The following is a 24,279-nucleotide window of genomic DNA, read 5'->3' as shown; positions in this document are numbered from 1 at the left end:
GCCATTTGGACATTTGTGCAAACCCCGAGTGAAGCGGGAACCGTCTCAGCGCAAAGCCGCAGCCTCGTCAATATCTCATGTGGCGTTAACTGCTTGGTTAATAAGTAAAATTTAACGATGGTCGGCAGGCCGGTCGATGCATTGCGCCTCGCTTCCGTTCCACAAATGGGTGTCGGCAAACTGGACGATCTTCCAGCCGTCATTGAGGCGGTAGAGCGTGAAATTCTCGATGCCGCAGTGACTCTTCTTGCCCGACATATAGAAAGTGTAAGGCGCCCACAGGGTCGCGATTCCGGTTCCGTCCTGCTGAAGCACGGCTTCGCCGAGACGGATGTCCCAGTCACCAGGCTTCAGTCCTGCCATCGCCTTGGAAAGATGTTTGGGCGTGTCCTCCTCGAGCCGCTTGCCATCGCCGTCCTGGCGCAGCGTGAAGAGCCGGAATTGCGGTGCCCAGGTCGCCGTGGCTTTGGCTGAATCCGCCTCCCGCCAACCATCGATCAACTGATGGACGACCACCGTCGGGTCGGAGGCCGCAATCGCGATCAGAACTGCGATCATCTCCACATCCCCTTCAACGCTTCTCGGACCAATGAACCGAGCCGATCGGATTCGAGCCAATGGAATGTGATCGAGGGATGAAAGCCTCAGTGAAGATTGGCGCGGTACGCGTCGCCGACCTTGACCACGCTGCCATCGGTCAGGCGAACGTGGCGCGGCCGTTCGTCGCGGTCGAGGCCGGCGATCCGCGCGCGGTTGAGCAGCAGCGAGCGGTGAACCCGCACGAACGCCTTGCCGGCGAGCGCCTGTTCGGCCTGCGCCATGGTCATGCGCCGAAGCACGCTCCGGCCGCCGACTCGGATTTCGACATAATTTCCCGCCGCCCGCACCCAATCGATATAGTCGGACGGCGGCAACGCGCCGTTCGCTGCACCCTGCGCCAGCCCGCGTGTCCGCGCCTGTCGGCTTGCCCAGGCGATCGCGATCGCGGTCAAAGTGATCCCCGGCAGGCGGTCCGCGATCACCGGTCTCAGCGGCATCGCCGAATGGAAGAAAAAGCCGTGACAGGCATAGGTCAGCGCTGCTGCCGCGACTGCCGAAAGAGCGAGCACCGCGGCGACTTCCGCAAGCGCTCGCGCGTCGGTGCCACGGCTCAGCGCGCGCTTGGACAATTCGAATGCAATCAGCGCGGGGACGGTCTCGACGGCCGACCGCCACATCGACAAAGTCACCGGCATCGCCATGCCGTCCATCGCCGGCATCGCCAGCGCGCAATAGAGCTGGCAGTAAGCAGTGCCGACCAAGAACAGCACCACGCCAACATAGACTGTCTCGAGAATCGACAGCGGACGACGCCAGGCATCGCCGATCGGCTCGCTTAGCCGGGTCAGGACAGGGGCCAACATGGTGAGCCCAAAACTAACCTAGGGAGGCGGAGGGCGGAAGTGGCTTAAGATCGCTGAATCGTAGCCTTTTGCGCGATTTGGCCTGCGAAGCTATTGATGGGCGACGCCAATCGCGGTTTGTTGAACCGTGTCGAAGTTGGTCAGCGGATAGATCAGCAGCCAGGCCACGGCGAATATCGCGAAGCAGGCGTGGAAGCGCTCGTTGCGGGTCCGCAGCGCGATGATGAAAAAGCTGATCAAGACCGCCTGGCCGATCAGGTAGATCGGGCCGAGGGCGAGGAAATGCCCCAGGCCCTTGGCCAGGGTATCGGCGACGTCGGCGAGATCGGCGGCAAGGCCAACCCCGAAGAACCAGGTCCGCCGCGAGTAAAAATAATCCCGGTAGCCGTCATAGCCGGCGAGGTCCCTGGGAAACAGCAGCGCGCACCACAAATAGATCAGCAGCGCATAGCAGAGCACGAAGAAGTACAGCCCGAAGGTCCAGGTCGCGCCCGAATAAGCGAACTCGAACCACCACCAAAAAATCGCGCGGAGGAAGGTCGCGGCGACCCATAACAGGTGGATCCAGTAGATCTTGCCGCGGTCGGGATGCTGAATGATGCTCGCGACGCCGGTCAGCAAATGCGTGACGCCAAGGCCGATGATGACCGAGGCCAGCACCATCACATAATCGAACATCCCCATCGCGATTGCCCCCCAGCGACGCTGTGCGAACTAGCCCCAGTTATTCGCGTCTTTGTCGAAGCCGTCGCGCTGCACCCGAACGACGCAGAACCGCTGCCCGCTCGGCGCACGCATGACGATCCAGCGCTCGAGGCGCTGGTCGACCGTGGCGCCGAGCTTCTCGAGCCGCGCAACCTCCGCGGGAATGTCGTCGGTCTCGATGTCGATGTGGACACGGCTCTCGTGCTCGACGCGCTGAATCTCGATGCTGATCTGATCCGGCCGGTTCTCGAGCATTACATAATTGCCGCGCGTCCCCGGATGATCGGGGTCGACCGGGCGGCCGAGCGCCTCGGCCCAGAACCGCGCCGCCGCCTGGAGGTCGTCGACGTTGCAATCGATCAATATGCCGTTGATGCGCGAGCGGTGCATGTCGCGGTCACTCCCATTCGATCGTGCCGGGCGGCTTGGACGTATAATCGTAGACGACACGGTTGATGCCCTGCACTTCGTTGACGATGCGCGTCGCGACGCGGCTCAGGAACGCCGCGTCGAACGGATAAATGTCCGCCGTCATTCCGTCGACCGAGGTCACGGCGCGGAGCGCGCAGACGGAATCGTAGGTCCGATAGTCGCCCATCACGCCGACCGTGCGCACCGGCAGAAGCACCGCGAACGCCTGCCAGATGGCGTCGTACAGCCCGGCGTTGCGGATCTCCTCGAGGTAGATGGCGTCCGCCTTGCGCAGGATGTCGCACTTTTCTTGCGTGACCTCGCCGGGAATGCGGATCGCGAGGCCCGGCCCGGGGAACGGATGACGTTCGACGAAGGCTTCCCGCAGACCGAGCTCGCGGCCGAGCTCGCGCACCTCGTCCTTGAACAGCTCGCGCAGCGGCTCGACCAGCTTCATGTTCATCCGCTCGGGCAGGCCGCCGACATTGTGGTGGCTCTTGATCGTCACCGACGGTCCGCCGGTGAAGCTGACGCTCTCGATCACGTCGGGGTAAAGCGTACCTTGCGCCAGGAAGTCCGCGCCGCCAATCTTCTTCGCCTCGGCTTCGAACACATTGATGAACTCCGCGCCGATGAACTTACGCTTGGCCTCGGGATCGGTGACTCCCCCAAGACCGCCAAGGAAGTCCTTGCTGGCGTCGACGTGGACCAGCGGGATGTTGTAGCTGTTGCGGAACAGCGACACGACCTGCTCCGCCTCGCTTTGCCGCATCAGCCCGTGATCGACGAACACGCAGGTCAGCTGGTCGCCGATCGCCTCGTGGATCAGCACCGCCGCGACCGCGCTGTCGACCCCGCCCGACAGGCCGCAGATGACCTTACCGCTACCGACCTGGTCGCGGATGTCGGCGATCTTGGCGTCCTTGAAGCCCGCCATCGTCCAGTCGCCCGTGCAGCCGCACACATGACGGACGAAATTGGCGAGCAGCTTGCCGCCGTCGGGCGTGTGCACGACCTCGGGATGGAACATGGTCGAATAGAAGCGCCGGTCCTCGTCGGTCGCGATCGCGTAGGGCGCGCCCTCGGACCGGGCGACGATCTTGAAGCCCTCGGGCAGCTGCTCGACGCGGTCGCCGTGGCTCATCCATACCTGGTGGATCTCGCCGATATTCCACAGGCCGTCGAACAGCGCGCTCTCATCGATGATCTCGATGAAGGCGCGCCCAAACTCGCGGTTGTCGGACGGCGCGACCCGGCCGCCCAATTGCTGGGCCATCGCCTGCTGGCCGTAGCAGATGCCGAGCACGGGCAGGCCACGACTGAAGAAATGCTGCGGCGCACGCGGGCTGTCCTCCCACATCACCGAATTGGGGCCGCCGGACAGGATGATGCCCTTGGGCCGCAAGCGCTCGAATGCCTCGTCGGCGCTGTTGAACGGGGCGATCTCGCAATAGACGCCGGCCTCGCGGACGCGACGCGCGATCAGCTGCGTCACCTGGCTGCCGAAGTCGACGATGAGGATGGATTCTGGGTGCTGGACCGTCATGGCGGGCGGTTAGTGGCGAGCGCCGCTCCTGTAAACCCAAGCGGAGGTCAGGGCGCGGGTTCGTCGATCGCGACCGGGCCGTCGGCCTTGATGGCCTGGATCACGACATGCGTTTCGGACGCGACCATGACCGACTGCCCAACGACCATCTCCCGCAAGAAGCGGTCATAGTCGCCCATCGCACCGACGTTGAGGATGATGAGATAGTCCCAGGTGCCGGTAACGAAGTAGCAGCTCAGCACGTCCGGATGCTCGGCAATGCTGCGCCGAAACGCTTCCACCTGCGACGCCGTCTCACGCTCCAGCCTGACCGACAGGATGATCGTCAGTCCGCGGCCAACCTTCTCGGCCGCGACCTTCATGACGGCGCGGGACAGGATGCCCGCCTTCGTCAGCGCTTTGACTCGCCGCAGCACGGTCGATTCGGTGGTTCCGCAGCGATCCGCGAGCATCGCCGCGCTCATCGAGCAGTCCTGCTGAACCACTCTCAAAATGCGACGGTCGAGCGCGTCCACGGCGTTTCCCCACAATGACGAAATCCATCATTCGACAGAGGTTTTTGCCCGCATCCACCGGCGACCGCAAATAAGTTTCGCCTCCCCAACGAGGAGGATTTCGATGAACAGCCGGAGTGTGTGGGCCAGCTTGTTGCTGGCCGGCTCGGCGATTTCCCCGGCTTTTGCGCAGTTGACGGCGCGGCAGCAGGCGGTGGCGATCGATCGCGTGCCGATCCCGCCGGTCGACCGCTATGAGGTCGAGCAAGTCGGTCCGCTGCTCGCCGCCCCCTGGTCGCTCGCGTTCCTTCCCGATGGATCGTTCCTGGTTAGTGAAAAGCACGGCGGGGTGCGGATCATCGCCCCCAACGGGAGCGCGACGCCGGCGCTGCCCGGCGGCCCGGCGAACGTCTTCGCCAAGGAGGACAGCGGCCTCCTCGACATCGTGCTCGACCCCGACTTCGCCGCCAACCACATGATCTATCTCGCGTTTGCGGAAGGGACGCAGGGAGAGAATCGCACCGCGATCTGGAAGGCGCGCCTCGAGCGCGACCGGCTCGCGGACGGCCGCGTCATCTTCCGCACCAACACCGCCAAGAAGGACAGCTCGCATCCCGGCGGGCGGCTGCTGTTCCTGCCCGACAAGACGCTGCTGCTAACCGTCGGCGACGGCTTCGCCTATCGCGACCGCGCGCAGGACCCGTCGACCCATCTCGGCAAGATCCTGCGCCTGACCCGCGACGGCGGGGTACCGCCGGGCAACCCGTTCGTCGGCCGTGCCGGCTATGCGCCCGAGATATGGACGCTCGGTCACCGCAACCCCCAGGGCCTGACCCGCGATCCCGTCACCGGCACGATCTGGGAACATGAGCACGGGCCCCGCGGCGGCGACGAAATCAACGAGCTGGTCGCCGGGCGCAACTATGGCTGGCCGCGCGCTTCGTTCGGCATCGATTACAGCGGCGAGCTGATCACCGATCGCCAGCATGTCGACGGGTTGACCGATCCGCGCTTCTTCTGGGCGCCGTCGATCGCGCCGTCGGGCCTCGCCATTTATCATGGCGCGCTCCACCCCGAATGGGAGGGACGCCTGCTGATCGGCTCGCTCGCCTTCCGCATGATGGCGCAGGTCAGGATTGGGGAGAAGACCGGCCTCCTGGCTGAGGAAGGCCGTTGGCTGACCGGGCTCAAGGCTCGCATTCGCGACATCCGCGTCGCACCCGACGGCAATCTCTATATCCTGACCGACGAGGACCACGGGCGGTTGCTCCGGGTGCTCGCGCCCGGCGGCTCGGCGATCGCCGCCGACAGCCCGCTTGCGCCGATGGCCTACCTCGTCGGGAACTGGACTGCCCAAAGCACGTACACGGCAGCCTTCCAGCCGGGCGCCACCCCCGTCGGAGAAACCAGCACGATCGGCTGCACGGCCGAGCTGAAATCGACCTACATTCGCTGCGCCGTGCGCTTCTACCGCAATCGCGACGGCCGGCTGCGCACCATCGAGCACAATATTCACAAGGACGCCAAGAGCCCCGGCTTCGACGTGCTGCTGTTCGACAGCAACTGGCCCGGCCAACCGCGGTACACTTTGACGTGGAGCGACGCCGAGCAGGCCTGGATCGGCTATCTCCCCGGCGACCACGAAGGCGCGCCCGCGACCGAACGGATCATGGACCAGCCGTCGGCGGATCGTTCGACCGTTCTTCACACCGAATCGATCCGGCTCAACTCGACGCCAAACGCACCGTGGACCGAGACTTTCCGCTGGACCTGGACGCGGCGGCCCCAATAGAAACTAAAGTCATCGCTTAACTGTCTTGCGCCTCCCGCGCCGTCGCGATACTTAAGCACATGCTTAACGATTCGCTTCAGCTCGACCGCGCCTTTCAGGCCCTCGCCGATCCGGTCCGGCGCGGGATGCTCGCTCGCCTCAGCCGCGGCCCGGCCTCGGTGTCGGAGCTGGCGGCGCCTTTTCCGATGTCCCTGCCAGCAATCATGCAGCACTTGAAGGCGCTCGAGCACGGCGGCCTCGTGCGCTCCGAAAAGAAGGGCCGCGTCCGCACCGTTCGGCTCGAAGCCCCCGCGCTGTCGGCCGCCGAATTCTGGATTGCGGAGCAGCGGTCAGCCTGGGAAGCGCGGCTCGATCGTTTCGAAACCCATGTCGCCGAAATCCAACAGGAGGATCCGAAGTGAGCGAAGACGTATACGACCTGAAGCTCGAGCGAACGCTCGACGCGCCGCGCGACCTGGTGTGGAGGGCGTGGACCGACCCCGAGCATATCAAGCGCTGGTGGGCGCCGCGGCCCTACCAGACGCCCGAATGCGAGATCGAGCTCCGGCCGGGCGGCAAATTCCATACTCGGATGACAGGTCCCGACGGCTTCGACTTCAGCGGTACCGCATGCGTGCTGGAGGTGGCGCCGGGCGAACGCATCGTCTGGTCGACGACGATGAAGGACGGTTACCGCCCCAACGAATTCGCCGACGACGGGTGCAACGGCTTTCCGTTCACGGCGATCCACACGTTCGAGGACGCGGGCGACGGCAAGACGCGCTATACCGCGACCGTGATGCACGCCAACGCCAAGGACCGCGACGCCCACGCGGCCATGGGCTTCGATAGCGGCTGGGCAACCTGCGCCGAGCAGATGGCCGAAGTCGCGCGCGAGCTTGCTCAGACGGCATAAGAAATGCGCCGGAGCCTCGCGGCCCCGGCGCATCCCTTTTTACCCGTCCCGATCGACGCTTAGTAGCGGCGGTAGCCGTACTGGGAATAATCGTTCCCGTACTGTGAGTAGGGTTGGTAGGACTGATAGTTGGAGCCGTAGTTCGACTGGGCACGGTTGATGTCGACGTCGGTGACATAGCCGCGGTAGTCTGACTTGCACTTGAATGTCAGGTCCGGCTGCTGCTGCCCGCCATAGCCCACGCCATAACGGCCGCTGCTGGCGACGCCGCGAACCGTCACGCCGCCGCCCGAGCGCGGCTCGACCCGGCTGATGCCGAGGACGCGGCCGCCCGGATAGCTGTTCTCGTAGGGATAGTAGCTATAGCCGCTGCCGTAGCCGCTGTAGGGCGCATAGCCGCCACTCATCCGCTGCTGAACCGCGGCGACGCACTGGTTGACCGCGACTTGGCTGTACTGGCCGTTGCCATAGCCGTTGTAGCCGTAGCCGCCGCCCATCACCTGGTTGATCACCTGGCCAACCGGATTGCCGCCGTAACCGTAGCCGGGATAGCCCGGATAATATTGCGCAGCCGCGGGGGCCGCACTGAACAGCGCGGCAGCTACGACGCCGCCCGCCAGGATTTTCGTCATAGCCCTCATGGCCAAACTCCCTCGTTTCAGGTTCGCCGACACAACGCACGACGATCCATGTCGGGCCTAACGTTTCGGCGATGCACTAACGGTGAACCGAGCGTTTGCTGCGGTTAAGCAAAGGTCGCTGCCACTCAGTCCGGGGTAACCGCGATCTCATCCCAGCGCTTCAGCTTGCGATGGCGATTCCACAATTCCATCGGGGTGCCGTTCCGCCAATGCTCGGCGAGCGCGAGCGCGGCCTCGTCGTCCGCGGCCTCGAATTCGCGGAAGTGATCGATGTGACCGCTGAAGCGGTCGATGAAGTACAGCCGATAGTAAAGCATCCCCGCCACCCCCGATGTGGCGACTCGCAGTCTATCACTTATCCACAGGCTTCACGACTCCAGCCGCCCTTCAGGCTGGTTCGAGCCGACGGCCAAGCGGCCGGAGCCAGGTCTTACGATCGTCGTAACCAAATGTTTTTCTTTACCTTTTGCCACGACTGATTGACTGAAAGTAGGAACCGGGGTTTACTTCCGCGACATCTTCCCAAGGGGTTTCAAGTCATGCGCATCATGATTCCTGCAGCGACTGCCGCTCTCCTGCTTGGCGCATCGGCCGAGGCCGCGCCGGTCAATCTTCCCGCGCTTCAGTCGACGGTCCAATATTCGACCACCTCGACCGGCGCGTCGGGTTACGGCAATTACGCGCGGGCGACGAGCAAAGTGGTCTATGATTCGGCCGCGGGCACTTATGTCGTGCGCGACACCGGAAGCCTGACGACGACCGCGACTTTTGGCCCCGCCAACCTGGTTTCGTCGGCCGGCAACTTCAGCACCTACGGCACCGCGGCCAACAGCTTCCGGCGCCTCAACTTAAGCCCGTCGAACACCCTGATCGCGCTCAGCTATGTCGATTACGGCCAATGGCGCCGGACCGCGACCGCCAGCGGCACGACCAGCGTCAATGACACATATTTGGTGTGGGGTTCGCGCACGCCCACCGCGAGCATCCCGCGCACCGGCAGCGCATCCTACGGCACCGTCGTCGACGGCACCTTCGTCAACAAGGACGGCGCCTACGCCGTCAGCGGAACCGGCAACCTGACCGCGAACTTCGCTGGGGCGTCGATCACCTACAGTCAAACCGCGACCGGCACCAAGGAAGTCGGCAGCGGCTCGATCAACTTCGGGACGATGACCGGCACCGGCTCCATCTCGTACCGCAGCGGCATGTTCACGGGCACCGGCACCGCCGACCCGGAACATTACCGGATGGACGTCAACGGCAGCTTCTACGGTCCGGCCGCCCAGGAAGTCGGCGGGCTGTTCCGGATCACCGGCAACGGCGGTCAGGGCCAGGGCGCCATCGTCGGCCACCCGTAAGTTTCGCAGGGGGAGCGCCGGCTTCCCCTGCCAACACCCCCTCGCAAGGTCTGAGTTCGACGCGCGTCGAACGCGTCTCGCCGCACGCCGATGAACCATTTCGCGCGTTGGGAATACTTACATGCGCCCCAAAGGCCGTTTTGACGGGCATGAAGGGAGTCGCGTCATGTCTATTCGCGCCAATGCTTTGCTGGTTTCGATCGCCGTTGGCCTCGCCGCGGCGCCCGCACTCGCGGTCACGCCCAATCCGACGCCGAACCTGAAAACCGGCGATTACCAGGCCAAATGGGGCATACTGTCGGTTGGCAACCCCACGGTTTACGGGCGCAATAATGTTTCGGCGAACGTGTACCCGACCACCGTCCATTACGACGCGACGTCGGGCACCTACGTCGTCAACGACGGCCAGCAGAACATCAGCTTCTCGCGCACGGAGTATGTCGCGGCCAAGTCGAGCGCGGCCTACACTTACTATCGTGACACCGCGACGGGAGCGACGCTGAAGCTCCTCAATCAAGGCGCGACCAATCCGGTCATCGCCCTCACCTACGTCACCTACGGCAAGTGGACTCCGGTCCCGCAGGCTCCAGTCGTGCTCAACGACAATTACGTCGTGTTCGGGTCGATTACCCCGGCGTCGGCGGTGCCGCGATCGGGCTCGGCCAACTACAATTTCATTCTCGACGGGACCTGGCAGCAAACCGGCTCGCCGAGCGGCAAGACCTACAGCATGGCCGGCAACGGCCGGCTCGTCGCCGATTTCAGCAGCGCGACAATGGGGCTGACGGTTACGCCGGTCGCGACCAACCTCACTAACGGGTCGACGATCCAGTTCGGAACGCTGACCGGCGGCGGGTTCATCGACGCGAGCACGTCGAGCTGGAACGCAACCAGCCGCAGCCGTGCGGCGGACGGCACCAAGACCCTGTTCAGCGCCAACGGCAATTTCTTCGGGCCGCAGGTGCAGGAAATCGGCGGCGCGTTCACCCTCACGCGGACGCTGGGCACGCAAGAGATCGGTGCCGGCGCCGGGGCAATCGTCGGCAAGAAGAACTGACGCTGCTCGACGCCCCCTGCTAGACTGGCAGGCATGTTGACTCTGTTGAGCGCCGCCGCGTCGCTGGCGGCCGGCCCGCCTTCTTCGACCGCCGCTCCCGATCCCTGCGCTGGACAGCAGAACTGCCAACAGCTGACCGCCGCTCAGCTGTTCGCGGCGGCGGACGAGCTTGCCGGAAAGGGGGATCTGGCGGGCGCCGCCCAACTATTGGAGGCGCTCACCCAGGATCCACATCCGGAGTTACGCGCCGAGGCGAGGTTTCGGCTCGCCGCCGTCCGCGAAAAGCTCGGCGACCTCAAGGGCGCGGTTCAGGCCCTCCGCCAGCTTCTGGCCGAGCAGCCCAACGCGAACCCGGCCCGGCTCGAGCTCGCGCGGATCCTGTCGCGGCTCGGCCAGACCGAAGAAGCAAAAAAGCAAGTCGCGGCGGCCGAAGCCTGGGGCTTGCCGCCGGAGGTTGAGCAGAATGTCCGCCGCTTCGCCAGCACGCTGCGGACGACCAAACGCCGCGGGCTCACCGTGGAAGTGACCGCGGGCCCGGATTCGAACGTCAACCGATCGACGTCGAGCCTGTTCATCGACACCATCATCGCGCCGTTCGAGCTCGACCCCGATGCGCGGCGCCAGCCCGCGCTTGGCTTCACCGGCAGCCTGCGCGGTTATTCGCGCGACCGGATCGGCGGGATCACCTTGCTGTCCGATGCCGGGCTTCGCGCGGATCTTTCGACCAAGCCGCGCTTCAACGACGTCCAGCTTGCGCTCGACAGCGGGCCGGAGTTCCTTCTCGGCAAGGTGCAGGTCCGTCCCGCCGCGCTCTATGAGCGGCGTTGGTTCGGCGGCGACCTTTTCTCGAGCGGCATCGGCGGCCAGATCGAATTGCTCGCGCCGCTTGGGCCGAAGGCCCAGATCAGCCTCACCGGCTCGCACCTGCACCAGGACGTGGCAAAGAATTCGGGACAGGACGGCTGGCGGACCGCCCTCGGAGCCGACCTGACAAGAGCCCTGAGCGCCGCGACCACCGCGCGCGTCACCCTGCGCTACGCCTCGCTCAATGCCCGCGTGAACCCCGAAAGCCTGCGCCAGGCAGGCGCCGGGCTTCTGCTTGCGCACCAGTCGCGCTCGCTAACCCTGTTCGGGGAGGCCGATTACACCCGCACGCGCGGGATCGAGCCGCAGTTCCTGTTCGGAAAGACGCGCCGGGATCATCGTTGGGACCTGACCGCGGGCGCGATCTTCAATCGCGCCGCCGTCGCCGGCTTCACGCCGCTGATGCGCGTCACGCACAGCGACAGCCGCGCCAACATCGCGCTGTTCGATTACCGCCGCACTCGCCTCGATTTCGGCGTCACGCGGAGCTTTTAGTTCAGGCCGCTCAGGCGGCTTCGAACTGGTCCTCGTCGCTCATCACCGGGCCCGAATCCTGGCCCTTGGCGGCGACGTCGCGGTCGACGAACTCGATGATCGCGATCTGGGCCGCGTCGGACATGCGGATGCCCGCCTTGACGACGCGCGTGTAGCCTCCGTTGCGGGCCGCGTAGCGCACCGCGATGACGTCGAACAGCTTGGCGAGCTGAGCTTCGTCCATCAGCCTGGACTGGGCGAGCCGGCGATTGCTGAGGCCGCCCTTCTTGGCCAGGGTCACCAGCTTCTCGACATACGGGCGAAGCTCCTTCGCCTTGGCGAGCGTGGTCGTGATCTGCTCATGCTTGACCAGCGCGGCCGCCATGTTGCGGAACAGGGCCGTCCGGTGGCTCGAGGTGCGCTGAAGCTTACGATGGCCAACACGATGGCGCATGGGGTCATTCCTTTCGTTCGTCGGGGTCCCGTATCAGGTAGACCCGGCCACGCAGCTCTTCGGGCGGCTGCGCAAAAGCCCAAATGACAACGGCGAGCGCATCGGCCCGCCGGACGCGCTGCCCTCAACATGATAAGACCCGCGAAGTCAAGTTTGGGGGGAGCCATCATGCGACGTCTTGCAATTGTCCTGTTCGTGACTGCCGGTGCGGCGGCGGCGGCGCCAATCCCGGTGCGCACGCCGATCGGCAGCTTCCCGATCGCCCCCGCCAAATCCGTCACGCATGTTGAAACGACGCGCGTCGATTTCCTTCCAGGGCAGGTAATGCCCGAGCACATGCACCCGGTTCCCGTCGTCTGCTTCGTCGCCAGGGGCAGCTTCCTCGCCAGCATCGGCCGCGAGCCGGTGCGCAAGATCACGGTCGGCGATACGACGCTCGAACGCGCCGGCGAGGTCGTTCACTATTTCCGCAATGCGTCGTCGACCAAATCGGGCCAGCTCTATTGCGCGATTCTTGCCGGGCCCGACGACAAGCAGCTGAGCGTCATGCTGGCCAAATAGGTCGAGGCGTGGAAGCGGCGCTTAAAACCAGTTCGAAACCTTCTCCCCACTATCACGAGCTTGCCGAATCGAAGCCGGGGGCGAGTCATGGCGGGTTTGCGTCTCTTTTCCGCGATTGCATTATTGCTGTCGGCGCAAGTTCCTGCGCCGGCCTGGGCAGGCGAGCTCGAGGTTCGCAAGCAGATCTTCGAGCACGTCCACTTGCTGGTGCAGGCACGCGACTTTGCGGGACTCAGCGCGGTCGAGAAGGAGTACCGCTCGCACAAGGAGCGGACGCCGAGCGGATCGTGGAAGCTGCAAGAATTCTATCTCGGGCTGGGCCGGGCCTTTCCCCCGCCGACGCGGGAGACCGCCAATTGCCAGATCTCGGCCGAGAGCTTCATCGATGACTGGGCCAAAGCGAGTCCCGCAAGCCCCGCGCCGCACATCATCCGCGCGAACATGCTGGTCCAGCGCGCCTGGTGTTTCCGCGGCGGCGGCTATGCGTCGGAGGTTGACGAGGATGCGTGGCAGCCCTTCCACGAAAGCATCGAGGCGGCCGGCGCAGTTCTGAGGGCGCACAAGGACGTCGCATCGGCCGATCCCGAATATTACGCGGTGATGGAGGACGTCTACCGCGCCGAGGGACGCAAGCCCGAGGCGTTCCGCAAGCTGCTCGACGAGGCGACGGCCAGGGAGCCGACCTATTACGGCATCTACTGGAACGCCTACACTTACTATCAGCCGCAGTGGTTCGGCAGCGCGGCGGATGTCGACGCGCTGGCGCGTTACGCGGTCGAACTTACGCGGGAGGTTGACGGAACGGGCGCCTACGCCCGCCTTTACTGGCACGCGAGCGCCCTGTCCTGCGGCTGCTGGCTGGAAGCGATCGACTGGCCGACGATGAAGGTCGCGATGGGCGACGTCGCGCAGCGATATCCGGATCCGTGGAACTATGCGAACTTCGCCAAGCTGGCGTGCCGGTTCGCGGACAAGGACGAGGCGCGGAAGTATTTCGTGGCCCTCAAGGACGACGATGGAGCGGCGGCCTGGCCGGGCGACACGAGCGCGTGGCAGCAGTGCCGCGCGCTCGCCGGTCTCAATTAATCCGGGGCGCGCGGTTGCTCATCGTGCTCCGCGCGAGCCGGGCGACCAGCGGGGCAAGCCCGCGATGGCTCGAGGCGTGATAGGCCGAGCCCGATTCAAGCTCCTTGCACAGCCGGCGGTGCGCTTCACCCAGCGCGTGATAGGGCAGTCCCGGCAGCAAATGATGCAGCGCGTGGTAGCGCAGGCCAACTGGCGCCCACAGCGCCGGCAAGCTGCCCGGCGGCGGCACGTTGACGCTGTCGAGGAACTGCGCCGTCACGCTCATCGGGTCGCCCTCGTTCTCCCACAAATGCGCGACGAGCGTGCGGACCTGGTTCAAGAACATCACGCCCGAGGCGACGCCCAGGAAGATCAGGAAGTCGCGCAGCGGCACGACGCCGGTCGCGACCATCGTCAGAAGCGCAATCGCCCATACGCTGCACGCCGCCTCCTGCCATGCCCAGTCGCGCGCGAAGTCGCCTTGGGCCTTGGGACGCACGAACTTGGGATTGATCTGCAGGCCCGAATACCGGCCGACGACGACCGCCCGCAGCTTCGGGACCAGCAGCGACAGCGGGGCCAGGATCGCGAAGCGGATCAGCATGCCGACCGGTGCCAGCGCGGCGACGATGAGGAACAGCGGCAGGCTCCACGGATGCATCAGCGCCAGCGGCAAATATTCGGGATCGTCGATCGTTCCGTAATAGCGCTTGGCGTGGTGCTGGTTGTGGACGCCTTCGTACATGAAGCTCGGCACCAAGAGCGGCACGCCGACGGCCAGGTTCCAGATCAGCCGAAAGCCTTTGACCGCGCCCTTCTTGATGTGCGTCAGCTCATGGATGAACGAGCCCGCGCGATACAGCGCGAGCACCGCGACCAGGCCGGCCGCGACCGCCAGCCAGGTCGGTCGAACAAGCATCGCCGCGAACAGCCCGGCGTAGCCGAGCAGCGCCGAGCCGAGCATGTCGGCCCAATAGATTTTCGAACTGGGCTGGTTGAGGTCGCGGGTCAGCTTCGCCGCCGCCTTGAGCATCGCGGCGTCGTCTTTGACGCGCGCGAGCGCGCCCTCCGCCGGGGCAGCGTTGGTCGCGTTGCGCTCGAGGGTCGCCGTGTCGTTCGTCATCGCTTGCTGAGACTTTGCTTGTGCACCGAGATAATGGCCTCATCGTGGCGATTGAAGGGTTCACTGGCGCTGAACGCCGCGAGCGGCTAGCCCCCGCGCTCATGAGCAGCGTCAGCGTAACGGTCCGCCCGGTCGAGACCAAAAAGGACAAAAAGGCTTTCGTCGACTTCGCGTGGGAGGCGTACAAGGGCGATCCCGCCTGGGTCCCGCCGCTCAAGGACGAAGTCCACGGCCTCATCACCCCCGGCAAGAATCCGTGGTTTGAGCATGCCCGCGCCCAGCTGTGGCTGGCGGAGCGCGGCGGCCGCGTCGTCGGCCGTATCAGCGCGCAGGTCGACGACCTCGTCCAGGAGCATATGGGCCAGGGCATCGGCCAGTGGGGCTTTTTCGACGCGCTCGACGGCGAGGCGGCCGAGGCGCTCATCGCCACCGCCGAGGAGTGGCTGCGCGCCCAGGGCATGACCCGCGCGCTGGGGCCGATCAGCCTGTCGATCTGGGACGAGCCGGGCCTGGAGATCGAGGGCTTCGACGAGCCGCCGACCGCGATGATGGGCCACCACCGCCCCGAATATCGCCCGTGGATCGAGGCCGCCGGCTACGCCAAGGCCAAGGACCTCCTCACCTACGAGCTGGACATCACCCATTGGGAAGACCCCAAGATCGATCGCCTGATCGCGATGGGCGAGCGCAACCCGCACCTGCGCATCCGCATGGTCGACAAGTCGAAGTTCGACGAAGAAGCGCGGGTCATCCTCAACCTGCTGAACGACGCCTGGTCGACCAATTGGGGCTATGTCCCGCTGACCGCCGCGGAGATCGCTTATGCGGGCAAGAAGCTGAAGCCGATCATCTTCGCGGAGCTGGTGCGCATCGCCGAGATCGACGGCGAGCCGGTCGCCTTCATGCTGACCATCCCCGACATCAACGAGCTCACCGCCGACCTCAACGGCGAGCTGTTCCCATTCAACTTCATCAAGCTCCTGTGGCGCCTGCGCAAGCCACGCACGCGCCGGCTGCGGGTGCCGCTGATGGGCGTCGCCAAGAAGCTCCACCACAGCCGCCTCGCGAGCCAGCTCGCTTTCATGATGATCGAATACACCCGCCGCGACGCGACCGCGAAATACGGCGCGACCCACGGCGAGTTCGGCTGGATCCTCGAGGACAATAAGGGGATGCTGTCGATCGCGCAGCTGCCCGGTGCCGAGGTCAACCACCGCTACCGGATCTACGAAAAGGCGCTTTGACCGCGGCTTCTGCCGTCGAACCGCGCAACACGCTCGTCGAAGTACGTTTGGGAGCAGCGCCACCGCATGGCACGCCCGCGGCTTCAGCAGCGGGAGTCGCCCCATGCGCCTCGTCTTGATCGCCGGCATCGCATTGGTTGCAACGGCACCGGCATTGGCCAGCCCGAAGGCGCTCGAAGCGCAGCTGATCGCGCGCGAAAAACAGAGCTGGGCGGCGTGGCAGACCAAGGATCTCGCCTTCTGGCGGCGCCATCTATCCGCCGATCATGTCGAGATCGACGGGCCCGACGGCCCTCAGGACCGCAATTACGTGCTGAACGGCGTGGCGGGCCGCAGCTGTACGGTGCCCAGCTACAAGCTCGACCATTTCACCTTCCGCGAGCTCGGGGCCGACGCCGGGATGGTGGTTTACCGCGCTGAGCAGGAGTTCGTCTGCGGCGACAAGCATATCCCGAACGTCGGCTGGGTCACCTCGCTCTATCGCCGCCGCAACGGCCACTGGGACAATGTGTTGTTCGAGCATCTCGCGGTCCCGCCGCCCAAGTCCTAGGCGCGCAGTTCCCCGGCGAAGGCCGGGGCCCAGGAGTTCCCCGCAAGCGCTGGAAAGTCAGTTCGGCCGGCAGGCCTTCCCGTCGTATTGGTGACGCGTCAAAGCGTATTTGCGGCCGTTCCAGCGATAGATGGGAAAGCAGAAACCGGGGCCTCCGATTTCGATGTCCGGCCAGTTTCCGACACCTTTGGTCGAGAGGAACGTCGGAACGCCGGCATTGGCCGTCACAACCTTCCAGTTGCCGCCCGTCTGCTTGCTCAGCAAGACGAACCCGGTTTCGACTGCCCCATAGCAGAAGGTGCTGCCCTCGGTGATGACGACTTCGGCCAGCCCATCGCCATTCACATCGTGCACGGTGTCGATTGCGCCGGCTTGATAGGAGTCGGTGCCTGGATCGCCGCAGCTTTGCCATTGACCGCCCACCATCTTGAAGCCCGCTGCCTTGAAAGCCGCAACCTCGTCCGCATGACTTAGCTTCCCCGGCGCCGCCGCGAAGGACGGCGCTCCCCACAACAGGGAAACGATGGCAAATCCCTTCAGCATGCCTTTTCTCCGAAGCGGGAGACTAGTGCTGTTTCGGCACGACGCGAAACCGGCGGGCGCTGGCCGCTGCGCTGGTTAGCTCGGAGCGCAGGACCTTCCCGTGGTGCTCTATGACGAGGACGTTGCCGATGCCGGGGCAGTAGCTCTTCTCCTCGATCGCGCCTTTTTCGAGCGCCGAAAATTCCTTGGTCACGATGCAATTGCTGAACGTGCCGGGCGGGTAGGCGTCCTCCCGGCGCAGCTTGACCGTCACTCCCGTCGAGGTGACCGTCGCCTGGTCCAACGCAACATCCGCCGCCTGCTCCTGATAATAAGTGTCGCCCGAGCGCGGCTGGGCAAGCATGATGGTCCCGGGAATGGCGTCGGTCGGATCCTCGCCGGCGATCCACGAGCCATCGCTGCGTGGGCAGGTGCCGATCGGGCAAGGGTAGCTGTCCTCGCCGAAGTACCAGACGTTGCCGGCATCATCCTGCGCGTAATAATCGAGCGTGTCTTCGACCAGCGCCGAGGGGTCGGTCGTGCAGGTCTCGCCTTCGTAAGCCGTGTCGTGGACGATGCGGGTCGTGACTCCGTCGATGACGCGCGTGTCGCTGGTCACCGTCGTAACGTCGACCTCGCAGCCCTCCGTGGTCTCGGCCTTGTAGGTGAAGGTCGCGCCGACCTCGAGCGGGAAGTAGGTGTTGTCGATGTCGAGCGGGTCGGAGAAATTGGACGCGTCGAACGGGATGCTGACGGTGCGGGCTTGCGCTGGGCCGGCCGCGAGCAATGCGGCGGCAACGGTGAGCGAGGATGCGGTGGTGAGTTTGAGCATGACGGCCTCCAGTCGTGGTGATCTGGAACTCCGTGGTCGGGCTCGCGAGCGGGACGGCGGCCACGCTCGGGAGCATACTCCTTTCGGCAGCGCAACGCTATGCGGTCGAAATAGAACCGTTCAGCGCACCCAGCGTCCATTCCCGCCTTTATCGTTAGTCCACCTCGATGGCTCGATTTGGCCTATCCCAAGTCGTGAGGCGCCACCCGCGAATATTCTCGCGCTGAATGAAATCGGCGAAACCGTCGGAAATGAATCGTCGGTCAATCCTGTAGTCGTACCAGATTGCGCGTCCCTCAATGTTTGACCGACGAAGCGCGATAGTCGTCCCATTGCTCCAATCCGCCAAGTAGCGGAAGAAATCGGGCAAGTCCGGATTGTAGACCCGTTTGAACACGTTCACGCAGGCTTCCAGGGCGACGCAATCAACCCTTCCTCGGATGATAAGAAAAGACCACAGGTCGATCTCACGCTCGCCCGTGTCGAACTCCAACGCCGTTGGCAAAAATCGATGCCTTCCGGGCTCGATACGCTCGATCTCCTGACGCACTTTGTTGCTAACCAGCCAGCCGTCTCCGGTGCTGATGATATCTGGCAACGGAAGGGCACGGCGCTTGACGATTACGACGCGGGGTTCGAACTCCGGAATGTCGTAACCCTTGATCATTTGTACGGATTCAGTGTCCCAGAGCGGATTGTCCCTAGGAAGTTTCTGATATTCTGCGGTCATCGCGGCGCAGACATTCTCGTATGCTGCAAGCGTTTCCGGCGTGAGCCTCGCCTTGGGGCGATCTTCGTCTAGAAGAATGGTTTGGATGTACCAGGCCATCACCCAATCCTAGCCGACCCGGCCGGGGAGGTTCAAATGACGCCCTTCCACCACCTGGCGGTTTGCAGACGTTGCCGAATATTATGTTAGTTCGACGTGGGGATCTAAACTGCCCTCTGAGAAGGTTCCTCGTGCATGTTCAGCGCCGGCGATCTTGTGGTTTGCATCGATAATGGTCCCAAGAGGGGTCTGATTCGCGCCATCGTGCCCATCCACCATCTACTGACGCGCGGTCGGGTTTGTCGGATTGAGCGAGTCAATCGGACCCGCTTTGGCACGCCAACTCTCGCACTGGTGGGTGTGCCGTTGCCCACCCCTATGCGGGGTTTTGAACCCTATCGCTTTCGCAAGATTATGCCGGCCGACGAAGAGTTCCTGGAAAACGAATGGTCCCGCGAACCGTCGGAGAAGTGCCTGTAGGCAAACACGCAGCTGGATTTCGGACAATTGCTTCACGCGCCAAGAGCGTCAGCTTTCCACCCAGAGCAGACATTAGCTGCTCCAAAGTTTAGCTGAGCTCCACCCACGTCGGCGCATGGTCGCTGGCCTTCTCTTCCCCCCGCGCCCATTTGTCGACGCCCGCGCCCTGCAGCCGGTCGGCGGCCTCGGGCGAGCACAGCAGATGATCCAGCCGGAAGCCGAGGTCGCGCTGCCAGCAGCCGGCCGTATAGTCCCAGAAGGTGTAGAGCTTGGCTTCGTCGGGATGGAAAGCGCGGAGCGCGTCGGTCCAGCCCTGATGGACGATCCGGCGCCAGGTTTGGCGCGCCTCGGGCTGCATCACCGCGTCATGCTGGGTGGCGCGCACCGAGAAGACGTCGCGGTCTTCGGGGACGACGTTCCAGTCGCCGCACAGGACCACCGGCCGCTCGTCCTCGAGCAGCGCCGCGGCATGCGCTTCCAGCCGCTCCATCCACCGGATCTTATAGTCGAACTTCTCGGTTCCGACCGGATTGCCGTTGGGCAAATAGAGCGAGCCGACGACGAGGCCGTTCACGTCGGCTTCGATGTAGCGGCTGTGCGTGTCGTCGGGGTCGCCGGGAAGGCCGACGCGCCTCAGCTGGGGCGCCTCGCCCTTGGCCAGGACGGCGACGCCGTTGAAGCCTTTCTGGCCGTGCCACACCGCGCCGTAGCCGGCGGCCTCGATGTCGGCGATCGGCAGCGATTCATCGGCGCACTTGAGCTCCTGCAGGCAGACCACATCGGGCGTCTCGCGCGCGAGCCATTCGACGAGGCGCGGCAGCCGCGCGCGGATGCCGTTCAGATTGTAGGTCGCAAGCTTCATGCGCCGCGCTTAGCGGCGCCGGCTCAGTCCGGAAAGCGTGCGTAGCCGCGTTGGGTAATGCGATCGACGCATTCGCGATACTCGGCATAGCAGCGATCGCCGTCGCGGATTACGCCAACCTCGGATTCGGCGCGCGCGCTCGTCGGCAGCAAGGCCAGCGGGACCGCGGCCGGAGTCAATTGCGCGCCCTCTCCCGCGGCGAGGGTGAGGAGGATGCCGCTCATCGCCGCCCGGCCGACCGGGCGGTTGAGAATCGCCACGCGATATTGACCCTCGAAGATCGTCACGAGGTAGATCGTGCCCGACAGATTGGGGAAAGACACGAAACCTTTCTGCTCATATTCGGCGTCGGTACGCGCCGCTTCGGCGAAGGTCAGGTGGCCGCCAGCATCGTCCCAGGCGATCGAGGTCAAATAGGCGAATACCGCCCCGCTCTCGCTGAAAGACGGGCGCAAAGTCAGATAGGTACCCTCGAGCCATTGCACCGCGGGCCGCGCATAGGCACCCATCGAGTCGGGCGCGAACGTTCTCGCCGCCGGTTCGGCGCTCGGGCGGGCGCCGCGCAGGCTGGTGCCGAGCGCATCTTCGAGGCGCACCACCGTCGCCAGGGTGAACGGCCGGCTCCCGGCCAGGGCCTTCTCGATCGTCGACAGGCTGACCTTCGCTTGGTCGGCGAGCCATTGCCGCGACAGCCGCCGGCGCGCGAGCTCTTCGCGCACGAGAAGCGCGACGGCTGCGCTGCCTTCGGTACTGAGCTCGTTGGACATGGACTCGGCCCCTTGGTCCGGACATCTCCGCACATTTCCGCACATTTCGTCAACGGTTGCGTGTTCCGGATCGCTTCGATGCGAACATTTGCCGGACAATCCCGTAGCGGCGTGCTCGCGGTGAACGCATTAGCATCGCCGGCGCACTTACATTTTCAGCGACCGGGGGACAGGCAGTGCTTAGCGACAGGGCGACAACGGGTTTCGGGGCGTGGATCGTCATCACGACGATCCTGCTCGCGGTCCAGCTCGTGACCGGCGCCACGGCATTCCCGCTATGAGCCCGCTGTGGTCCGACTTGGCGCTCGCCCGCGCGGCGCTGGCCGATGCGGTCGAGCGCGGGCTGGTCGAGGAGACGCCGCGCGAGACCAGGCGCTCGCTCCCGCTGCTCAAGCGCGTCCGGCGCATCCCGCGTCGCCGCGCCGCCAGCTTCGCTCTCTAGTCGCGCCGCGCGGCACGCCGCCTAGACGCTGAAGCTGGATCCGCAGCCGCAACCGGATTGCGCATTGGGGTTGGTGACCCGGAATGCCGCTCCGCCGAGCTCCTCGACGAAATCGACCGCCGAGCCTTTGACCAGGTCGAGACTGACCGGATCGACGACCAGCTTGACCCCATCGGTCTCGGCAACGGCGTCGTCCGCTTCGGGGCTGCCAAGCTCGAACTTGTAGGTGAAGCCCGCGCAGCCGCCGCCATCGATAGCCAGCCGGAGGACGGCCGGCTTCGACTGGCGCTCGGCGATCCAGGCGACGCGCTTCGCGGCATTTTCAGTCAGAGTGATTTGCGGCTCGGTCACGGAGCCAAGATAGGGACCGCGCGGGGCGCGGACAATGTCAGCGCTTGGGTCAGCGCTTGGCCGACTGCGGTCCGCCGATCGCCAGCGATTCCATCGGCGCGGCATTGGCGCGGCGCTGCATCGCGAGGACATAGTCGGTCGACTTCATGAACGGGATCGGGTTCACCGCGCGTCCGTCAATTCTAACCTCGTAATGGAGATGATTCCCGGTCGACCGACCCGTCGAACCCATGCGGCCGATCTGCTGGCCGCGGGTGATGTGGTCGCCGTCGCGGACGAGGATGGCGGACATATGGCCGTAGCGGGTGGTGATGCCGCGGCCGTGGTCGACTTCGACGAGGTTGCCGTAGCCGCCCGAGTTCCACCCGGCGCGAAGCACGGTGCCGTCGGCGGTCGCATAGATCGGAGTGCCGTAGGAGCCTGCAAGGTCGATGCCCGGGTGCATCGCGGCGCCGGCGTGGAACGGATCCGAGCGGACGCCGAAGCCGCTGGTGAACTCGACATTCATCTTGACCGGCTTGTCGGACGGAACCGCGATCACGCCGTCTTGCAGCTGGTCGAGCTTTTTCCAGCTGTTGAACAGCGCCTTGAACGTCGCGTTGCCGGCGCTTTCGAACGGACCGCCGACCCCGCCATCGCTGCCGACACGAGCAGGCGTAATGCCGAGCCGCTTGAGCTCGGCGGCGGTGACCTTGTAACGAACATCCAGAGCGGCGGCTGCCAGCGCCGCCTGCTCGAGCTGCTTGCGCTCGACGCGGCCAAGCGGCCCCTCGCCGACCACAGCGCCATCGGCGGCAGCGGCGGACAGAAGAGTCGGATCGACCGACTCGCCCTTGAAGGCGGCTTCGATCAGCGCTTGGCGTTGCTCGATCTGCCGGGCGCGCGCCTCGGTCGCCGCCGACAGGCCCATCGCCGCCACGCCGTGCGGGCGCGCGACGAGCCGCGCGGTGGCGAAGCTCGCCCAGCCGACCAGCATCATCACAATCAGGAAAAGGAAGGCTTGAAACGGCGCGGAGACACGGAAGCGGCGCAGGCGGGACCCGTCGTGGATAAAGAAATCGCGGTCCCGGAACAGTGTGTTGGCCGCCGCCAGAACTTGCGCCATGAACCCTCGCTCCAATACGCCACGACACGCCAAAAGACGCGTTCGCAAACCTTCGATAAAGGAGCTCCCCAGCCCCCGACGCCAATCCGCATATTGCCCTTCGCGAACCGGCGTGAGCAGGTCTGTCCCTGATTGGTTAATGATTTCAACCTCGCTCGTCCCATGGCGGGATGAAGTGCGGGGTAAGCACGATGAGTCGTTCAAACCGGTCGTTTCGCGCCCGTCCCCCCGGACGAAACCACACCGTTGCCGAAGGAGACTCGCGAATCTTTCGCGCCGCCTTGCCCCCGCCGCAATCGGCCTTAGAAGCGGCGGCGGGCCACGCCGTCCCAACGCGGCGCGTGCTCTCTGCGAGGAGAGTGATTTGGTTGACCGTCCTACCGCGCTTCCAGCGCGTCCTCATTTTTCATCAGGCCCTTGCGCCAAGCCTCCGGGCTGGAGCGCTTCGAGGCTAGATTCGGCGGCGCTCGGCCGCTCCCATCGCGGGGCGATCGGCAAAGTGCGTCTCGCCGAAGCGATCGAGCGCACCCATGCGCTGCTCGGCCTGCCCGCCGATTACCGGCTCGGCATCGTGCCCGCTTCCGACACCGGCGCGATGGAGATGGCGATTTGGTCGCTGCTCGGCCCACGCCCGGTCACGATGCTGGCGTGGGAGAGCTTCGGTGAAGGCTGGGTCACGGACGTTGCCAAGCAGCTCAAGCTCGATGCCGAAATCCGCACCGCCGACTATGGCGAGATTGCCGATCTCTCCGGCATCGATCCGGCCAGCGACCTGGTCTTCACCTGGAACGGCACGACCAGCGGCGTCCGCGTCCCCGATGCAAATTGGATCGCGGCCGATCGCGGCGGCCTCACCATTTGCGACGCGACCTCGGCCGCCTTCGCGCAGGCGATCGACTGGGCCAAGATCGATGTCGGCACCTTCAGCTGGCAGAAAGCACTCGGCGGAGAAGCGGCCCATGGCATGCTCGTGCTCAGCCCGCGCGCCGTCGAGCGGCTCGAAAACCAGCCGGCGCCGCGGCCGCTGCCGAAAATCTTCCGGCTGACCAAAAGCGGGAAGCTGATCGACGGCATCTTCAGGGGGGAAACGATCAACACCCCCTCGATGCTCTGCGTGGAGGACTGGCTGTTCGCGATCGGATGGGCCGAAGCGCTCGGCGGGCTGCCGGCCTTGATCGGGCGCGCCGATGCCAACGCCGCGGCGCTCGACCGCTGGGTCCAATCGGCGCCCTGGATCGAGCACCTCGCCAGCAACCCCGCGATCCGTTCGAACACCTCGGTCTGCCTGCAATTCGCCGACCGCTCCGACGCCGAAGCGAACAAGGGCCGGCAGAAGGCGCTCGTGAAGCTGCTCGAAGCGCAAGGCGCGGCCTACGACATCGGCGCCTACCGCGACGCCCCGCCAGGATTGCGAGTGTGGTGCGGAGCCACCGTCGACACCGCGGATATCGCAGCGCTCGGGCCGTGGCTCGACTGGGCGTGGGAGCAAGTGAAGTGACCGGGCAAGTGCGC

General features: G+C 65.1%; 29 protein-coding genes. 12 read left to right on the top strand and 17 right to left on the bottom strand.

Annotated elements, in window-relative coordinates:
* Nucleotides 1-111: 111 nt before the first annotated feature.
* The 6 genes from N539_RS17585 to N539_RS0103095 all read right to left on the bottom strand — a co-directional run bounded on the left by N539_RS17585 (nt 112) and on the right by N539_RS0103095 (nt 4,580).
* Complete coding sequence (locus N539_RS17585; protein WP_156029728.1) at nt 112-558, bottom strand: hypothetical protein; 447 nt, start codon at nt 556-558, stop codon at nt 112-114.
* 86 nt (nt 559-644) lie between these two features.
* Nucleotides 645-1,403, bottom strand: coding sequence for a LytTR family DNA-binding domain-containing protein (locus N539_RS0103115; protein WP_028969084.1), 759 nt, complete (start codon nt 1,401-1,403; stop codon nt 645-647).
* Between the two features lie 90 nt (nt 1,404-1,493).
* On the bottom strand, nt 1,494-2,081 hold the full coding sequence (locus N539_RS0103110) for a hypothetical protein (protein ID WP_231462831.1): 588 nt from the start codon (nt 2,079-2,081) through the stop codon (nt 1,494-1,496).
* Nucleotides 2,082-2,117: 36 nt separating this feature from the next.
* Entirely contained in the window at nt 2,118-2,498 is a 381-nt protein-coding gene (locus tag N539_RS0103105; RefSeq protein ID WP_028969082.1) for a VOC family protein, read from the bottom strand.
* Between the two features lie 7 nt (nt 2,499-2,505).
* The gene (guaA, locus tag N539_RS0103100) at nt 2,506-4,065 is read right to left on the bottom strand and encodes a glutamine-hydrolyzing GMP synthase (protein WP_028969081.1); all 1,560 of its coding nucleotides are present in this window, start codon (nt 4,063-4,065) and stop codon (nt 2,506-2,508) included.
* 47 nt (nt 4,066-4,112) lie between these two features.
* Entirely contained in the window at nt 4,113-4,580 is a 468-nt protein-coding gene (locus tag N539_RS0103095; RefSeq protein ID WP_037551766.1) for an Lrp/AsnC family transcriptional regulator, read from the bottom strand.
* A gap of 103 nt (nt 4,581-4,683) precedes the next feature.
* On the opposite strand from N539_RS0103095, the gene N539_RS15150 reads away from it, so the two are divergent.
* Genes N539_RS15150 through N539_RS0103080 form a run of 3 tightly spaced genes read left to right on the top strand, consistent with a single transcriptional unit; the run spans nt 4,684 to nt 7,246 of the window.
* Nucleotides 4,684-6,351 carry a PQQ-dependent sugar dehydrogenase gene (locus N539_RS15150; protein WP_051531229.1) on the top strand — a complete coding sequence of 556 codons (1,668 nt, stop codon included), beginning with the start codon at nt 4,684-4,686 and terminating at the stop codon, nt 6,349-6,351.
* A gap of 59 nt (nt 6,352-6,410) precedes the next feature.
* On the top strand, nt 6,411-6,752 hold the full coding sequence (locus tag N539_RS0103085) for an ArsR/SmtB family transcription factor (RefSeq protein WP_028969079.1): 342 nt from the start codon (nt 6,411-6,413) through the stop codon (nt 6,750-6,752).
* Nucleotides 6,749-7,246, top strand: coding sequence for an SRPBCC family protein (locus tag N539_RS0103080; protein ID WP_028969078.1), 498 nt, complete (start codon nt 6,749-6,751; stop codon nt 7,244-7,246). Before N539_RS0103085 ends, N539_RS0103080 begins: the two co-directional genes overlap by 4 nt.
* A gap of 59 nt (nt 7,247-7,305) precedes the next feature.
* On the opposite strand, the gene N539_RS17580 is transcribed toward N539_RS0103080, so the two are convergent.
* Together N539_RS17580 and N539_RS0103070 are read right to left on the bottom strand one after the other, a co-directional pair.
* On the bottom strand, nt 7,306-7,887 hold the full coding sequence (locus N539_RS17580) for a hypothetical protein (protein WP_156029727.1): 582 nt from the start codon (nt 7,885-7,887) through the stop codon (nt 7,306-7,308).
* Nucleotides 7,888-8,012: 125 nt separating this feature from the next.
* Nucleotides 8,013-8,204, bottom strand: coding sequence for a hypothetical protein (locus N539_RS0103070; RefSeq protein ID WP_028969077.1), 192 nt, complete (start codon nt 8,202-8,204; stop codon nt 8,013-8,015).
* A gap of 222 nt (nt 8,205-8,426) precedes the next feature.
* On the opposite strand from N539_RS0103070, the gene N539_RS0103065 reads away from it, so the two are divergent.
* From N539_RS0103065 to N539_RS0103055, 3 genes are all read left to right on the top strand, one after another.
* The gene (locus N539_RS0103065) at nt 8,427-9,245 is read left to right on the top strand and encodes a transferrin-binding protein-like solute binding protein (RefSeq protein ID WP_028969076.1); all 819 of its coding nucleotides are present in this window, start codon (nt 8,427-8,429) and stop codon (nt 9,243-9,245) included.
* A gap of 166 nt (nt 9,246-9,411) precedes the next feature.
* Nucleotides 9,412-10,302, top strand: coding sequence for a transferrin-binding protein-like solute binding protein (locus N539_RS0103060; protein ID WP_028969075.1), 891 nt, complete (start codon nt 9,412-9,414; stop codon nt 10,300-10,302).
* A gap of 33 nt (nt 10,303-10,335) precedes the next feature.
* Nucleotides 10,336-11,661, top strand: a complete 1,326-nt coding sequence (locus N539_RS0103055) for a surface lipoprotein assembly modifier (protein ID WP_028969074.1) — start codon at nt 10,336-10,338, stop codon at nt 11,659-11,661.
* Between the two features lie 10 nt (nt 11,662-11,671).
* On the opposite strand, the gene rplQ is transcribed toward N539_RS0103055, so the two are convergent.
* Entirely contained in the window at nt 11,672-12,094 is a 423-nt protein-coding gene (gene rplQ, locus N539_RS0103050) for a 50S ribosomal protein L17 (RefSeq protein ID WP_028969073.1), read from the bottom strand.
* Between the two features lie 168 nt (nt 12,095-12,262).
* Here rplQ and N539_RS0103045 point away from each other — a divergent pair, with 168 nt between their 5' ends.
* Both N539_RS0103045 and N539_RS0103040 read left to right on the top strand, forming a co-directional pair.
* Complete coding sequence (locus N539_RS0103045; protein ID WP_028969072.1) at nt 12,263-12,655, top strand: cupin domain-containing protein; 393 nt, start codon at nt 12,263-12,265, stop codon at nt 12,653-12,655.
* A gap of 87 nt (nt 12,656-12,742) precedes the next feature.
* On the top strand, nt 12,743-13,741 hold the full coding sequence (locus N539_RS0103040) for a DUF4034 domain-containing protein (RefSeq protein ID WP_156029725.1): 999 nt from the start codon (nt 12,743-12,745) through the stop codon (nt 13,739-13,741).
* Here N539_RS0103040 and N539_RS0103035 read toward each other — a convergent pair.
* Complete coding sequence (locus tag N539_RS0103035; protein ID WP_028969070.1) at nt 13,734-14,843, bottom strand: fatty acid desaturase family protein; 1,110 nt, start codon at nt 14,841-14,843, stop codon at nt 13,734-13,736. The two genes, N539_RS0103040 and N539_RS0103035, sit on opposite strands and share 8 nt — an antisense overlap.
* 101 nt (nt 14,844-14,944) lie before the next feature.
* Here N539_RS0103035 and N539_RS0103030 point away from each other — a divergent pair, with 101 nt between their 5' ends.
* Together N539_RS0103030 and N539_RS0103025 are read left to right on the top strand one after the other, a co-directional pair.
* Nucleotides 14,945-16,087, top strand: a complete 1,143-nt coding sequence (locus N539_RS0103030) for a GNAT family N-acetyltransferase (protein WP_028969069.1) — start codon at nt 14,945-14,947, stop codon at nt 16,085-16,087.
* Between the two features lie 103 nt (nt 16,088-16,190).
* Complete coding sequence (locus tag N539_RS0103025) at nt 16,191-16,637, top strand: nuclear transport factor 2 family protein (protein ID WP_028969068.1); 447 nt, start codon at nt 16,191-16,193, stop codon at nt 16,635-16,637.
* Between the two features lie 57 nt (nt 16,638-16,694).
* Here N539_RS0103025 and N539_RS18905 read toward each other — a convergent pair whose 3' ends face one another.
* The 5 genes from N539_RS18905 to N539_RS0103000 form a co-directional block, all read right to left on the bottom strand.
* Entirely contained in the window at nt 16,695-17,180 is a 486-nt protein-coding gene (locus N539_RS18905; RefSeq protein ID WP_028969067.1) for a hypothetical protein, read from the bottom strand.
* A 22-nt stretch (nt 17,181-17,202) separates the two neighbouring features.
* Complete coding sequence (locus N539_RS0103015) at nt 17,203-17,991, bottom strand: hypothetical protein (RefSeq protein ID WP_028969066.1); 789 nt, start codon at nt 17,989-17,991, stop codon at nt 17,203-17,205.
* 154 nt (nt 17,992-18,145) lie between these two features.
* A complete protein-coding gene (locus N539_RS0103010) occupies nt 18,146-18,820 on the bottom strand; it encodes an imm11 family protein (RefSeq protein WP_028969065.1) in 675 nt (224 codons plus the stop codon).
* Nucleotides 18,821-19,328: 508 nt separating this feature from the next.
* The gene (gene xth, locus N539_RS0103005) at nt 19,329-20,102 is read right to left on the bottom strand and encodes an exodeoxyribonuclease III (RefSeq protein WP_028969064.1); all 774 of its coding nucleotides are present in this window, start codon (nt 20,100-20,102) and stop codon (nt 19,329-19,331) included.
* 23 nt (nt 20,103-20,125) lie between these two features.
* On the bottom strand, nt 20,126-20,869 hold the full coding sequence (locus N539_RS0103000; RefSeq protein WP_028969063.1) for a helix-turn-helix domain-containing protein: 744 nt from the start codon (nt 20,867-20,869) through the stop codon (nt 20,126-20,128).
* Nucleotides 20,870-21,146: 277 nt separating this feature from the next.
* Here N539_RS0103000 and N539_RS18360 point away from each other — a divergent pair, with 277 nt between their 5' ends.
* A complete protein-coding gene (locus N539_RS18360) occupies nt 21,147-21,311 on the top strand; it encodes a hypothetical protein (RefSeq protein WP_156029724.1) in 165 nt (54 codons plus the stop codon).
* Nucleotides 21,312-21,332: 21 nt separating this feature from the next.
* Here N539_RS18360 and N539_RS0102985 read toward each other — a convergent pair whose 3' ends face one another.
* Both N539_RS0102985 and N539_RS0102980 read right to left on the bottom strand, forming a co-directional pair.
* Complete coding sequence (locus N539_RS0102985) at nt 21,333-21,662, bottom strand: HesB/IscA family protein (protein ID WP_028969062.1); 330 nt, start codon at nt 21,660-21,662, stop codon at nt 21,333-21,335.
* Nucleotides 21,663-21,711: 49 nt separating this feature from the next.
* Nucleotides 21,712-22,767, bottom strand: coding sequence for a M23 family metallopeptidase (locus N539_RS0102980; protein WP_028969061.1), 1,056 nt, complete (start codon nt 22,765-22,767; stop codon nt 21,712-21,714).
* Between the two features lie 364 nt (nt 22,768-23,131).
* On the opposite strand from N539_RS0102980, the gene N539_RS18355 reads away from it, so the two are divergent.
* The gene (locus tag N539_RS18355; RefSeq protein ID WP_028969060.1) at nt 23,132-24,265 is read left to right on the top strand and encodes a phosphoserine transaminase; all 1,134 of its coding nucleotides are present in this window, start codon (nt 23,132-23,134) and stop codon (nt 24,263-24,265) included.
* Nucleotides 24,266-24,279 lie beyond the last annotated feature (14 nt).

Source organism: Sphingomonas sp. URHD0057 (genome assembly GCF_000620665.1).
In the GTDB taxonomy this organism is placed as follows: Bacteria; Pseudomonadota; Alphaproteobacteria; order Sphingomonadales; family Sphingomonadaceae; genus Sphingomicrobium.
Note: the sequence above shows the minus strand (reverse complement) of the source record. Positions and strands in the feature narration are given on the sequence as shown.